Below are 13,518 nucleotides of genomic sequence, written 5' to 3'. Positions count from 1 at the left end.
ACCGTGACCGACGAGACCCGCCTCCCCCGAACCACTGTCAAGAAGCTCGCCGCGCTCGAGGACGGACCCGTCCGCGTGTCCGGCTGGGTCGAGACCGTGCGCGACCAGAAGAAGGTGCAGTTCGTCGTCCTGCGCGACGAGTCCGGTGCCGTGCAGCTGGTGAACCCGGCCGTGCGCGAAGCCGTCGAGGGCGACGACGCGTCGGCTGCGCGCCTCGCGATCACCGAGGAGATCTCCGGCCTCGCCCAGGGCTCCTTCATCACCGTCACCGGCGCGCTCAAGCACGACGAGCGCGTGAAGCTCGGCGGCATCGAGGTCAAGCTCGAGACGCTCCAGGTCGTCGCCGCGTCGATCCCGGAGGCGCCGATCGCGCCCGACTCCGGCATCGACAAGCGCATGGACTGGCGCTTCCTCGACCTGCGCCGTCCCGAGCAGAACCTCATCGCCCGTGTGCAGACCACGTTCGAGCACGCGCTGCGCACGTACTGGATCGAGCACGACTTCATCGAGATCCACACCCCGAAGCTCATGGCGAGCGCCTCGGAGTCGCGGGCCGAGCTCTTCGAGGTCGAGTACTTCGAGACGAAGGCCTACCTGGCGCAGAGCCCCCAGTTCTTCAAGCAGATGGCGCAGCCCGCCGGCTTCGGCAAGGTCTTCGAGGTCGGCCCCGCCTTCCGCGCCGACCCCAGCTTCACCTCGCGTCACGCGACCGAGTTCACGAGCGTCGACGCCGAGGTCTCCTGGATCGACTCGCACGAGGACGTCATGGAGCTGCACGAGCAGCTGATGGTCGCCGGCCTCACCGCCGTCGTCGAGAAGCACGGCGCCGAGGTCAAGGCGCTCTTCGACATCGACCTGACCGTCCCGACCACGCCGTTCCCGCGCATCCCGCTCGCCGAGGCCAAGCGCATCGTCGCCGAGCGCGGCTACGAGGTGCCCCGCGCCGACGACGACATGGACCCCGAGGGCGAGCGCCGCATCGCGGCCTACGTGCAGGAGGAGTTCGGGCACGACTTCGTGTTCCTCACCGACTACGCGTCGAGCATCCGGCCGTTCTACCACATGCGCCGCGAGGGCGACGGGACGATCACCAACAGCTACGACCTCATCTACAACGGCGTCGAGATCTCGACCGGAGCGCAGCGCGAGCACCGCGTCGACGTCCTCGTCGAGCAGGCCCGCGAGAAGGGCCTCGACCCGGAGGAGCTCGAGTTTTACCTCGACTTCTTCCGCTACGGCGTCCCGCCGCACGGCGGCTTCGGCATGGGCCTCTCGCGCGTGATCATGCTGATGCTGAACCAGGCGAACCTCCGCGAGGTCACCTACCTGTTCCGCGGCCCGACCCGCCTGCTGCCCTAGGCGCGCACCACGGTCGCGGGAACCCCGAGCCGTCGAGACCGCCGCGGACGGCGGGTCCCCTCGACGGGCCGGGGTTCCCTCGCGCCAGCGGCTAGGGAGCCGGCAGCACCACGAGGTCGAGGTAGTCGGCCAGGCACGCCACCATGTCCACCGCGTCGCGCTCGAGCAGCCACTGCAGCTGCACACCGTCCCAGAGCGCGATGATCGACGCCGCCACCCGCTCCGGATCGGACCCCTCGCGCAGGCGGCCGGCTGCCTGGAGCTCGCGCAGCTCGGCCGCGTACTCGCTGCGGAGGCGGCGGAACCGCGCGGCGAAGAAGTCGCGCCCCGGGTGCTCCTGCGTCGTCGACTCGCCGCAGAGCACGGCGTACAGCTCGATCACTCCGGGCGCCGTCTCGTTGTAGCGGGTCTGCCGCAGGATGCCGGCGACCAGCCCCTCCTCCGGGTCCGGCGGCGAGGAACCGTCGCCCGTGATCAGGTCGCGGTGCTCGAGGACCGCGAAGAGCAGGTCGGTCTTCGACGGGAAGTAGTGCAGGAGGCTCGTCTGGCTGAGCCCGACGCGGTCGGCGACCTCCTGGAGGGAGCCGCGGGCGTAGCCCCGCGCGGCGAAGACCTGGTGGGCGGCCTCGATGATGGCTCGCCGGCGCTCGGCCGACTTCGCGTACGGGCCGCGTCGCCTCGTCGCCTCCGCCATCGACCCCTCCTCCGCACTGGAGGCACCTCGCCGTGCCCCTCGAACGGCCAGCGTAGCGGCGGCGGAGGAGCAGTGCCGCCAATTTCGAGTACCTACTCGAATTCGTGGTAGCGTCCCGATCATCGCCGGGTGAGACTCCCCGGCTCTCCACCACGACGAAGTGAGGGAAGATGCATCCGTTCACCCGGAGACAGCTCATCGCCGCCGGTCTCGGCACCGCGGCACTCGGGAGCCTGACGGCCTGCGCGACACCGGGCACCGTCTCGGTCAACACGGCGCCGACGATCGCCCCGGCCACCGGCCCGGTCCGCCTGCAGTACTGGGGCTGGCTGAAGGACCTGCAGAAGGTCTGCGACGTCTGGAACGCCTCGCACCCCGAGATCCAGGTCGAGGCCGTCTGGATCCCCGGCGGCAACGCGGGCGGGTACCAGAAGCTCTACTCGGCCCTCGCCGCGGGCGGCGGGCCCGACCTCGGCCAGGTCGAGATCCGCTCCGTCCCCGAGTTCATGCTCGTCAACGGCCTCGTCGACCTCACCCGGTACGGCGTCGAGCAGTATCGCGACCTGTACGACCCCACGCTCTGGGGCCAGGTCAGCTACACCGGCGGCGTCTACGGCATCCCGCAGGACAGCGGCCCGATGGCGCTCTTCTACCAGCCCGAGGTGTTCGGGAAGGTGGGTGCGGAGCCGCCGACGACCTGGGACGACTGGGCCGCGGTGGCGACGGAGCTGCGCGGAGCCGGCTCCTACATCGACTGCTTCCCCCTCGCCGACGCCTCGGTCTTCGCCGCGTTCGCGACGCAGGCCGGCGCGCAGTGGCTGCGCCCGGAGGAGGACGGCTGGGTCATCGACATGACCGACGACGCCACGACGCGCGTCGCCTCCTTCTTCGACACGGCCATCGACCAGGACCTGGTGCAGACCGGCTACGGCGCCTACTCCCCCGCGTGGTTCGCGGCCGCGGCGAAGGGCGGCATCGCCTCCTGCGCCACCGGCAGCTGGGGCGACGCCCTGATCGAGGGGGTCAGCGGAGGCGCGGGCAAGTGGCGCGCGGCTCCCATGCCCGTCTGGGGCGACACCGGCTTCGGCTCGAGCTTCCTCGGCGGATCGACCGCGGCGGTGTTCTCGAGCAGCAAGCACCCGGAGGAGGCGATCGAGTTCGCCGTCTGGATGACCACCACGCAGGAGGGCATCGACGCGATGATCGCCAACAGCGGCATCGGCTGGTCTCCCGCGGTCGGCGAGATCGGCACGGCCCGCAAGGGTCCGAGCGACTTCTTCAGCGGGCAGAACTACAACGAGGACGTCCTCGTGCCCGCATCGAAGGAGCAGAACCCCGACTGGTCCTGGTGGCCCGTCACGCAGCAGTCCTTCAACATCCTCAGCGACGGCTTCCGGAAGAAGGCGTCCGGGCTCTCGCTCGTGGACGCGGTCGCCGAGGCGGAGCAGCAGATCATCACGGTCTTCGAGAACAAGGGCCTGAGCATCAGGAGGGCCTCCGCATGACCACCACGACCTCCCCCGCCGCCGCCGCGGTCGCGGCCACCACGCGGACGCCGGGCGCGCCCCGGCGCAGCCGCGCGGTCGCCCGCGCCCCGTGGATCCTCCTCGGACCCTTCCTGGCCCTGTTCGTCCTCACGTTCATCGTCCCGATCGTCGTCGCCGTCGGCTCCAGCTTCACGAAGGTGACGCGCTCCGGCCTCTTCGGCGAGGCCGGGGTCACCAGCGGGTTCGCGGGCTTCGACAACTACGCGCAGGCCCTCGCCGACGGCAACTTCATCGCCTCCATCGGGCGGATGTTCCTCTTCGGCGTCGTCCAGGTGCCGGTGATGATCGCCCTCTGCACCGTCCTCGCGCTGATGCTCGAGTCGGCGTCGGCGAAGTTCCCCGGCTTCTTCCGGGCGGCCTACTTCCTCCCCTACGGAGTGCCCGGAGTGATCGCGACGATCCTGTGGTCGTTCCTCTACGTGCCCGGCCTCAGCCCGCTCATCGACGCGGCGAACGTGGTCGGGCTCCAGCCCGACTTCCTCGGTGCGGACACGGTGCTCTGGTCGATCGCGAACATCTCGCTCTGGAGCTACACCGGCTACAACATGCTGATCATCGTCGCCCAGCTCAAGGCGATCCCGGTCGAGCTCTACGAGGCGGCGAAGGTCGACGGCGCCTCCACCTGGCGCGTCGCCCGCAGCATCCAGCTGCCGCTCATCCGCCCCGCGCTGGTGCTGACGACGATCTTCTCGATCATCGGAACGCTCCAGCTGTTCGCCGAGGCGCAGGTGCTGAAGACGGTCGCTCCGGCGATCGACAGCCAGTACACGCCGAACCTCAGCGCGTACACCACGGCCTTCGCCTACAACGACTACAACGTCGCCGCCGCCCAGGCCGTCCTGATCGCGCTGGTCGCGTTCCTGCTCTCCTTCACGTTCCTCTCGATCTCGAACAGGAGGTCGTCATGAGCCGCACCGAGACCCCGCCGACCACGACCACCGGAGTCGTCACCGCCGACCGCCCCGTGAAGGCCGGGCGCGGGCCCGACCGCTCGGCCGGCCGCAACCGCGCCTCGACCATCATCGTCACCGCGATCCTCGTCGTCGTGGCGGTCTACTTCCTCATTCCCGTCTACTGGGTCGTCGTCGCGGCGACCAAGACGACCGAGGACCTCTTCGCCACCTACGGCTTCTGGTTCGCCCCGACGTTCGCGCTCTGGGACAACCTGACGCAGGTGCTGACCTACGGCGACGGCATCTTCGTCCGCTGGTTCCTCAACTCGGTCCTCTACGCCGGAGTGGGCGCCCTGCTCGCGACCTACCTCGCCGCGGCGGGCGGCTACGCGCTGGCCAAGTACGAGTTCCGCGGCAGCAGGCTCGTGTTCGGGACGATCCTCGCGGGCGTCCTGGTGCCGGGCACCGCGACCGCTCTGCCGCTGTTCCTGCTCTTCAGCCAGATGGGCATCGCGAACACCTACTGGAGCGTGCTGATCCCCTCGCTCGTCTCGCCGTTCGGGCTGTTCCTCTGCCGGATCTACGCTCAGGCGACCGTGGACACCGCGATCATCGAGGCGGCGCGCATCGACGGCGCCGGGGAGCTGCGGATCTTCCACACGCTCGGGCTGCGCATCCTGACTCCCGCGCTGGTCACCGTGTTCCTCTTCCAGCTGGTCGGGATCTGGAACAACTACTTCCTGCCCCTGGTGATGCTCTCGGACACGAACCTGTTCCCGATCACACTGGGACTGAACAACTGGCTCGGACAGGTCGACCGCCTGCCCGAGTTCTACGAGCTGACGACCGGCGGCGTCCTGCTGTCGATCATCCCGCTCGCCATCGCCATGATCGTGCTGCAGCGCTTCTGGCGCGGCGGCCTGACGGAAGGCTCCGTGAAGTGACGACTCCCCCGACGACCTCCCACTACCTGACGGACACCGGACCGGGCTCCGGCCGCCGCCGGGCCCCCCGCTCGTGGCTGCACACCGACGCCCCGGCGCTCCCGCTGGACGGGGAGTGGCGCTTCCGCCTGCTCCCCGCCGCTCCGGGGACCCCGGGCGGCGCCGGCGTGCTGCCGGAGGGCGAGGGCGTGGACGCCGTCGGGGACGAGTCGTTCGACGACTCCGGCTGGGACCTGATGCCGGTGCCCTCGCACTGGGTGCTGCAGGGCGACGGGCGCTACGGACTGCCGGCTTACACGAACGTGCAGTTCCCGTTCCCGACCGAGCCGCCGTTCGTTCCGGACGCGAACCCGACGGGCGACTACCGCCGCACCGTCGTGGTCCCGGAGGAGTGGGACTCCGCCGAGGCGGTCGTCCTGCGCTTCGACGGGGTCGAGTCGCGCTACCGCGTCTGGGTCAACGGCGTCGAGATCGGCATCGGGTCCGGCAGCCGGCTCGCGCAGGAGTTCGACGTCACCGGCGTCGTCCGCCCGGGCGAGAACCTCGTCGTGGTCCGCGTGCACCAGTGGTCGGCCTCGAGCTACGTGGAGGACCAGGACCAGTGGTGGCTGCCGGGGATCTTCCGCTCGGTGCACCTGCTCGCGCGCCCCGTCGGCGGGATCGAGGACGTGTGGCTGCGCTCCTCCTTCGCCGGCGGCGCGGGCCGGATCGAGGCGGAGGTGACCGCCGCGGCCGACGCGTTCCCGCTGACGCTGCGCGTGCCCGGGCTCGGGCTCGGGATCGAGACGGTCTGGGCCTCGGCGGAGGAGATCGCCGCGATCGAGGTCCCCGAGGTCGAGCCGTGGTCGGCGGAGGCTCCGCGCCTCTACGACGCGACGCTCGCCTCCGCCGGTGAGACGGTCTCGCTGCGGCTCGGCTTCCGCACGGTCGAGATCCGCGGCGACCGCTTCCTGGTCAACGGCGAGCGCGTCGTCTTCCACGGAGTCAACCGCCACGAGACGCACCCCGACCGCGGTCGAGCGTTCGACGAGGACTCCGCCCGCGAGGACCTCGCGATGATGAAGCGCTTCAACGTGAACGCCATCCGCACCAGCCACTACCCGCCGCATCCCCGTCTGCTCGACCTCGCCGACGAGCTCGGCTTCTGGGTGGTCCTCGAGTGCGATCTCGAGACCCACGGCTTCGAGCGGGTCGGCTGGGCGGGCAACCCCAGCGACGACCCCGCCTGGCGCGAGGCGTACCTCGACCGCATCGAGCGGACCGTCGAGCGCGACAAGAACCACCCGAGCATCGTGCTCTGGTCCCTCGGCAACGAGGCGGGCACCGGCGCGAACCTCGCCGCGATGTCCGCCTGGGTGCACGGGCGCGACCCGGAGCGCCCCGTCCACTACGAGGGCGACTACACCGGCGTGTACACCGACGTGTACTCGCGGATGTACTCCTCGATCCCCGAGACCGAGCGGATCGGCACCGACGGCTCGCTCACTCCGCTCCTCGGCTGCTCCCCCGGCGAGTCCGCTCGGCAGCGCTCCAAGCCCTTCCTGCTCTGCGAGTACGTGCACGCGATGGGCAACGGCCCGGGAGCGATCGACCAGTACGAGGACCTCGTCGACCGCTTCCCGCGGCTGCACGGCGGCTTCGTCTGGGAGTGGCGCGACCACGGCCTGCGGGCGCGCACGCCGGAGGGCGTCGAGTACTACGCGTACGGCGGCGACTTCGGCGAGGTGGTGCACGACGGCAACTTCGTGATGGACGGCATGGTGCTCTCCGACGGCACGCCCAGCCCGGGCCTGTTCGAGTGGAAGCAGATCGTCGCTCCGGTGCGCCTCACGGTCCGCGGCGACGGCGTCGTCATCGAGAACCGCCGGCACGACGCCTCCACCGCCGATCTGCGCTTCGCGTGGCGGGTCGAGCGGGACGGGCGGGTCACCGCGGAGGGAGTGCTCGACGCCCCGGTCATCGCGGCCGGCGACGCCGTGCACGTGGAGCTCACCCCGCTCGAGGTGCGCCCCGGCGGCGAGACCTGGCTCACCGTCGACGCGGTCCTCGACGCCCCGACCGCCTGGGCGGAGGAGGGCCACGTGCTCTCCACCGGTCAGCACCTCCTCGCCGCGCCGTCGGCGGTGCCCGCGTGGACCCGCGCCGTCCGCGCCGCTCCGCCCCTCGAGGGCGGCGCGCTCGGAGTCGCGCGGTTCCGCGACGGCCGGCTCGCCTCCCTCGCCGGCCTGCCCGTCGGCGGACCGCGCGCCGAGCTCTGGCGCGCCCCGACCGACAACGACGAGGGCGTGGGCTTCCCCGGCTACGTCACCGGCGACCCGTACGACGGCGACGGCCGCGGGACCCCTGCCCCGTCCTCCGCCGCCCGCTGGCGCGAGGCCGGACTCGACCGCCTGGTCGGCCGCGTGCAGGAGGTGGACGCCTCCGCCGGGCTCCGCCGCGTGACCCGCTTCTCGGCCGCGGACCTCGATGCGGGACTCCTGATGGAGGAGCGCTGGAGCGTCGACGGGGAGAGCACGGTCCTCCGCGTCGACCTCGTGCCGACCCGGGGCTGGGACTCCGTCTGGCCGCGGCTGGGCATCCGGATCGACCTGCCCGCGTCGATCGACGGCGCGGAGTGGTTCGGCACCGGCCCGCTCGAGTCCTACCCCGACAGCCTCCGGGCCGCGCGGGTGGGGCGCTTCACGGCGGAGATGGACCGGCTGACGACTCCGTACGCCCGCCCGCAGGAGAGCGGTCACCGCAGCAGCGTGCGCGAGCTGACGCTGACGGAGGCGGGCTCGCCCCGCCTCCGCATCGAAGCCGCGCGCGACCTGCACGGGCGCCTCCCCGGCTTCACCCTGGCGCGGCACACGCCGCAGGAGATCACGGCCGCCGCGCACCCGCACGAGCTGCCGGAGTCGGAGCGCGCGGTCCTCGTGATCGACGCCGCCCAGCACGGCCTGGGCTCCCGCGCGTGCGGTCCGGACGTGTGGCCCGACTTCCAGCTGCGGCCGGAGGCGCGGACGATCCTCCTCCGCTTCACCGCGGCCGGCTGAGCGCCGGGAGAGGACGAGGGAAGGCCCGCGGGATCGCGTCCCGCGGGCCTTCCCTCGTCCTCGGGACGCGTCAGTCGCTCTGCGTGCGCGGCAGCGGTCCGCCGATGAAGAGGTCCGTGTTCATCCGCCGGCGGCGCATCACGACCAGGACGGCCGCGCAGGCGACGAGCGACGCGGCGACCGCGCCGCCGCCGATCATCAGCGCGGTGGTCGGCGTGATGCCGGCCGGTCCCGCCGAGGCGGCCGTGCTGAGGAAGGCGGTGCGCGCGGCGCTGATCGCGGTGCCGCAGACCTGCTGCGCCTCCCACGGTGCGGCCGTGGTGTCGCTGTCACGGTAGGAGACGGTCACGGCTGCCGTGCGGTGCGACTCGCGACCGAAGGCGACGACGCAGTAGACGGAGGGGTCGGGGTCGGCGACGACCGCGTCGCCCAGCGCCAGCTCGGCCCAGCCGATGGAGTCGGACTGCACGGCGACGTCGCCGGCGGCCAGGTCGGCGCGGGCCCCGGAGGTCTCGAAGGCGCCCACGGCGACCTCCTCGTCGGCGTCGAAGCCCCAGACGGCGCCGCGGGGCGCCTCGGTGCTGCCGTCGCCGAGCTCGCGCGGCTCGAGCAGGAGGCCGTTGCCGGTGGAGGGCGCGAGCCGGAAGACGACCTTGGCGGCGGAGCCCTGGTCGCCCGTGAGGTCGACCGTGAAGGCGCCCGACTTGGTGATCAGCGCGGTCGGCACGGTCGCGGTGCCGCTCCCCGCCTCGAGGGTCAGCGGGGTCTTGGTGCCGTTCGGGTCGCGGAGGACCGCCGAGACGGCCTCGCCGCTCGCGAAGCCGGTGTACGAGAAGCCGACGCCGTAGAAGCGGGCGAGCTCGACGGTGAGCGCCTCCGGCTGGACGGCGAGCTCGCGGGTGAGGAAGACGTCCGCGGTCGCGGCACCGGCCGCCGGCTTCGCGCCCTCGGTCGAGGTGCCGAGCTCGGTGCGTCCGGGGGCCGACGCCGCCGGAGTGACGGCGCCCGCACCGGAGGAGCCGGCGGTGCCGGACGTGGTGGTGCCGGTTGTGGTGCCGCCGCCGGAGGTGCCGCCGGACGTCGCTCCGCCGGTGGTGCCGCCGCCGGAGCCGGAGCCGCCGGAGGACGATCCGCCGCCGGTGGAGGGCTGACCGCCGCCGGAGCCGCCCTGCTGGCCGCCGCCGGTCGAGCCGCCGCCGGTCGAGCCGCCGCCGGTCGATCCACCGCCGGTGGATCCGCCGCCGGTGGATCCGCCGCCGGTGGAGGGCTGGCTCGGCTGCTGGGGCGCGGGGTCGACCGGTGCCGGATCGACCGGCGCGGGGTCCACGGGCGCGGGGTCGACGGGAGCGGGCTGCTCGGGTTCTGCCGGCTCCTCGGGCACTCCGGGAACGGACGGCTCCTCGGGGACGCCGGGAACGGGGTCGGAGCCGCCGTCGCCCGGCTGCTCGGGATCCTCCGGCACGCCGGGGATGGTCGTCGCGGCCGGCTGCTCGACCGTGGTCGAGACCGTCGAGGCTGAGGGGGCCGCGACGGCCGCTCCGGGGAGGGCCAGGCCGAGCACGAGCGCCGCGAGAGCGGCGGCGGGCAGGGCGAGTCGGCGGGATGACGGCATGGCGGTTCCTTCCTCCACGGGCGACGATCTGCGTCCGCGCACGGAGGAGCGCACTCCCCCCTCACGAGGGTAAGGGCGAGAGGCGAGCTATCGCGAGCCGTCCTGTCCCCCGTCAGAGGGACGTCGCGGTCGTGCTTCCGTCCGGACGGCCCGGTCGAGGCTCACCCGCGATCGAGGAGTGCCCGCCGGAGCCGCACGGGATCGACTCGCCAGAAGGTGTGCACGCGCCCGTCGATCAGCACCACCGGGATCTCCTCGACGAAGCGCTCGTGCAGCTCGGGATCGTCGAGGATCGACACCTCCGAGACGGCGACCGACGCCTCGGAGCCCAGGTCGGCGACCACCTGCTCGACCACGGTCCGCGCGTCGTCGCAGAGATGACAGCCCGGCTTGCCCACGAGCGTCAGCTCCACGTCCACCATGCGGTCAGTGTACGGCGGCCCCGGCGACGGGCGCCGAGACGGCGAGCGCCGCCGGGATCATCCGTGAACGCAGACGAGCGCCCGACCCCGGAAGGGCGGACGCTCGAGTGGGAAGAGGCGCGAGCCTACTTCTTGTTGCGACGCTGGTGGCGAGTCTTGCGAAGCAGCTTGCGGTGCTTCTTCTTCGCCATACGCTTGCGACGCTTCTTGATGACAGAACCCACGAAGACCTCACAACGTTCAGGGGGTCGACCGCCCGACGGGCGGCCGCTTACGAAAAACTGGCTCCCGCGAGCTTACACGACCCGGGGCTCCACCGGTTCCGGCTCCTCGGCGCCCCTCACTTGCGGATGCGCAGCGCCTCCGCCACCTTCGTCGCTCCCTCGCTGACGCCCCGCTGGATGTCCTGCACCACGGTGCTGACCTGGTGGGTCCGCTCGGCGAGCGCCCGGCCCAGCGACTCCGCCCGGGCCGCGGTCGGAGCGTCGAGCAGGGCGCCGGCCGCCTCGTCCTCGGCGAGGAAGGGCAGCAGCCAGTCCTCGACCTCCGCCAGCGGCGCGTACTCGAGCGCGTAGAAGCGGTGCTGTCCGCCCTCGCGCACCGTGACGAGGCCGGTCTCGCGCAGCACCTTGAGATGCTTGGAGACGGTCGGCTGGCTCAGCTCGAGGCGCGCCACGATCCGCGACACGCTCATGCCCTCGGCCGAGCCGTCCCGCCGCTGCTCGAGCAGCAGGGCGAGGATGTCCCGGCGGGTCCCGTCCGCGATCACCCCGAAGATGTCAGCCATGCGCCCAGGCTAGTCAGCGCCCCGGGGGCCCGGCACCGAGCGGGTAGCATGGCCGCGATCGAGTGGAGGATCCGCCGTGGTGGTTCGGCAGCAGTTCCGCAGCCCCGTGGGCGTCTCGCCCGTCTCCCCCTGGTCGGGGTTCGAGCGGGCCCGCGACCTCATCGACGACTTCGCCGGACGCTCGCCGTCCCGCTTCGCGATCCTCATCTTCTCGGCGCTCGTGCTCGTCTTCACCCTGCTGTTCTCGCTGCCGGTGTCGAGCACCACGGGCACCGTCACTCCGCTGCACGACGCCTTCTTCACCGCGATGTCGGTGATCTGCGTGACCGGCCTCGCGACGGTCGACATGGCGACGCACTGGTCGGCGTTCGGCCACTCGATCATCTTCGTCGGCGTGAACATCGGCGCTCTGGGAGTGCTGACGCTCGCCTCGATCATGGGCCTGGCGATCTCGCGCCGCCTCGGCCTCCGGGCGAAGCTCATGGTCGCCAGCGACTCGAATCCGCTGCGGATCCACTCCGGCCCCGTCGCCGAGGGCCAGGCCGTGCGCCTGGGCGAGATCGGCGGACTGCTCGCCACCGTCGCGATCAGCGCCGCCGCGATCGAGATCATCGTCGCGCTCCTGCTGTTCCCGCGGATGCTGATCGACGGGATCCCGATCGGCGAGGCCGTCTGGCACTCCTTCTACTACTCCGCGATGGCGTTCACGAACACCGGCTTCGCCCCGAACGCCGCGGGACTCACCCCGTTCGAGGACGACTACTGGTTCCTCGGCATCTTGATGCTCGGCGTCTTCCTCGGCTCGATCGGCTTCCCCGTCATCTACGCCTTCTCCCGCGGCTGGCGGCGCCCGCGCAAGTGGTCGGTGCACGTGAAGCTGACGCTGGTCACCTCCGTGATCCTGCTCGTCGCCGGGGCCGTCCTCTACATCGTGCTCGAGTTCGACAATCCGAGGACCTTCGGCAGCCTCGATGCGGGAGACACCGTCTTCCAGTCCTTCTTCCTCTCGACGATGACGCGGTCGGGCGGCTTCTCGACGATCTCGGTCCCCGACCTCAACGGCTCGAGCCTGCTCGTGACGGACATGCTGATGTTCATCGGCGGAGGATCGGCCTCCACGGCCGGCGGGATCAAGGTCACGACCCTCGCGATCCTGTTCCTGGCCGCCTTCGCCGAGGCCCGCGGCAACAACGACATGGAGGCCTTCGGCCGCCGGATCCCGAACGACGTCCTGCGCCTGGCCGTCTCGGTCGTGCTGTGGGGCGCGACGACGGTCGCCGTGTCGTCCGTCCTGATCCTGCACATCACCAAGGCCTCGCTCGACCACGTGCTCTTCGACGTGATCTCGGCCTTCGCGACCTCCGGGCTCTCGACGGGGCTCACCGCGGAGCTGCCGCCGTCCGGGGTCTACATCCTCGCGCTGACGATGTTCATGGGCCGCGTTGGTACCGTGACTCTCGCCGCCGCGCTCGCCGCGAGCCAGCGGAGGCAGTTGTTCAGACGACCGGAAGAGAGGCCCATCGTTGGTTGACCGCATCAGGTACGACGCCCCGGTGCTGGTGATCGGCCTCGGGCGCTTCGGAGCCGCCACGGCCGGCCAGCTCGACCGCCTCGACCGCGAGGTCCTCGCCATCGACGCCGACGCCGGTCTCGTGCAGAAGTGGTCGGAGCGGGTCACCCACGCGGTGCAGGCCGACGCCCGCTCGCTCGACGCCCTCGCGCAGATCGGCGCACAGGACTTCCAGGTCGCCGTCGTCGCGGTCGGCTCCTCCATCGAGGCGTCCGTGCTGATCACTGCGAACCTCGTCGACCTCAAGATCCCGCAGATCTGGGCGAAGGCGATCTCGCGCTCGCACGGCAAGATCCTCGAGCGGATCGGCGCGAACCACGTGATCTACCCCGAGGCGGAGGCGGGCGAGCGCGTCGCGCACCTGGTCTCGGGCCGCATGCTCGACTTCATCGAGTTCGACGACGACTTCGTGCTCGCGAAGATGTACCCGCCCAAGCCGATCCGGGGGCTGACGCTCACGGAGTCGGGCGTGCGCCGCAAGCACCGCGTGACCGTCGTCGGCGTCAAGAGCCCGGGCAAGCCCTTCACCTACGCGACCGAGCAGACCGTCGTCTCGAACCACGACCTCATCGTGGTCAGCGGCACCCCCAGCGACATCGAGCGCTTCGCGGCCCTCGGCTCCTGACCCGCGCCCCCTCCCTCCTCCTCTGCGGGA

General features: G+C 71.7%; 12 protein-coding genes. 7 read left to right on the top strand and 5 right to left on the bottom strand.

Translation table 11 applies throughout. The annotated features are described in order from the left end of the window. Nucleotides 1-3 precede the first annotated feature (3 nt). Entirely contained in the window at nucleotides 4-1,359 is a 1,356-nt protein-coding gene (gene aspS, locus C5C53_RS02480; RefSeq protein WP_258075361.1) for an aspartate--tRNA(Asn) ligase, read from the top strand. 91 nt (nucleotides 1,360-1,450) lie between these two features. On the opposite strand, the gene C5C53_RS02475 is transcribed toward aspS, so the two are convergent. Next, the gene (locus tag C5C53_RS02475) at nucleotides 1,451-2,053 is read right to left on the bottom strand and encodes a TetR/AcrR family transcriptional regulator (RefSeq protein WP_258059745.1); all 603 of its coding nucleotides are present in this window, start codon (nucleotides 2,051-2,053) and stop codon (nucleotides 1,451-1,453) included. 170 nt (nucleotides 2,054-2,223) lie between these two features. Between C5C53_RS02475 and C5C53_RS02470 the strand changes: the two genes are divergently transcribed. Genes C5C53_RS02470 through C5C53_RS02455 form a run of 4 tightly spaced genes read left to right on the top strand, consistent with a single transcriptional unit; the run spans nucleotide 2,224 to nucleotide 8,472 of the window. Further along, nucleotides 2,224-3,558, top strand: coding sequence for an ABC transporter substrate-binding protein (locus C5C53_RS02470; protein ID WP_104224859.1), 1,335 nt, complete (start codon nucleotides 2,224-2,226; stop codon nucleotides 3,556-3,558). Continuing rightward, a complete protein-coding gene (locus C5C53_RS02465) occupies nucleotides 3,555-4,508 on the top strand; it encodes a carbohydrate ABC transporter permease (RefSeq protein ID WP_104266728.1) in 954 nt (317 codons plus the stop codon). The genes C5C53_RS02470 and C5C53_RS02465 overlap by 4 nt, the downstream gene beginning before the upstream one ends. Beyond that, nucleotides 4,505-5,437, top strand: a complete 933-nt coding sequence (locus C5C53_RS02460; protein WP_104225919.1) for a carbohydrate ABC transporter permease — start codon at nucleotides 4,505-4,507, stop codon at nucleotides 5,435-5,437. The genes C5C53_RS02465 and C5C53_RS02460 overlap by 4 nt, the downstream gene beginning before the upstream one ends. Further along, a complete protein-coding gene (locus C5C53_RS02455; RefSeq protein WP_219813954.1) occupies nucleotides 5,434-8,472 on the top strand; it encodes a glycoside hydrolase family 2 TIM barrel-domain containing protein in 3,039 nt (1,012 codons plus the stop codon). Before C5C53_RS02460 ends, C5C53_RS02455 begins: the two co-directional genes overlap by 4 nt. Nucleotides 8,473-8,542: 70 nt before the next feature. On the opposite strand, the gene C5C53_RS17010 is transcribed toward C5C53_RS02455, so the two are convergent. The 4 genes from C5C53_RS17010 to C5C53_RS02430 all read right to left on the bottom strand — a co-directional run bounded on the left by C5C53_RS17010 (nucleotide 8,543) and on the right by C5C53_RS02430 (nucleotide 11,293). Continuing rightward, the gene (locus C5C53_RS17010; RefSeq protein WP_181127700.1) at nucleotides 8,543-10,084 is read right to left on the bottom strand and encodes a hypothetical protein; all 1,542 of its coding nucleotides are present in this window, start codon (nucleotides 10,082-10,084) and stop codon (nucleotides 8,543-8,545) included. A 161-nt stretch (nucleotides 10,085-10,245) separates the two neighbouring features. Then, the gene (locus C5C53_RS02440) at nucleotides 10,246-10,506 is read right to left on the bottom strand and encodes a glutaredoxin family protein (protein WP_104266726.1); all 261 of its coding nucleotides are present in this window, start codon (nucleotides 10,504-10,506) and stop codon (nucleotides 10,246-10,248) included. Nucleotides 10,507-10,631: 125 nt separating this feature from the next. Continuing rightward, nucleotides 10,632-10,730 (bottom strand): 30S ribosomal protein bS22, encoded by a 99-nt coding sequence (locus C5C53_RS02435; RefSeq protein ID WP_003792170.1) that lies wholly within the window; start codon nucleotides 10,728-10,730, stop codon nucleotides 10,632-10,634. A 116-nt stretch (nucleotides 10,731-10,846) separates the two neighbouring features. Then, entirely contained in the window at nucleotides 10,847-11,293 is a 447-nt protein-coding gene (locus tag C5C53_RS02430) for a helix-turn-helix transcriptional regulator (RefSeq protein ID WP_104266725.1), read from the bottom strand. Nucleotides 11,294-11,453: 160 nt separating this feature from the next. Between C5C53_RS02430 and C5C53_RS02425 the strand changes: the two genes are divergently transcribed. Beyond that, complete coding sequence (locus tag C5C53_RS02425) at nucleotides 11,454-12,824, top strand: TrkH family potassium uptake protein (RefSeq protein WP_244229642.1); 1,371 nt, start codon at nucleotides 11,454-11,456, stop codon at nucleotides 12,822-12,824. Continuing rightward, complete coding sequence (locus tag C5C53_RS02420; RefSeq protein WP_068255410.1) at nucleotides 12,817-13,488, top strand: TrkA family potassium uptake protein; 672 nt, start codon at nucleotides 12,817-12,819, stop codon at nucleotides 13,486-13,488. Before C5C53_RS02425 ends, C5C53_RS02420 begins: the two co-directional genes overlap by 8 nt. Nucleotides 13,489-13,518 lie beyond the last annotated feature (30 nt).

It is taken from the genome of Rathayibacter sp. AY1E3, from assembly GCF_002932235.1.
Lineage (GTDB): Bacteria > Actinomycetota > Actinomycetes > Actinomycetales > Microbacteriaceae > Rathayibacter.
The sequence above is the reverse complement of the archived record's forward strand: the minus strand, read 5'-3'. Positions and strand labels throughout refer to the sequence as shown.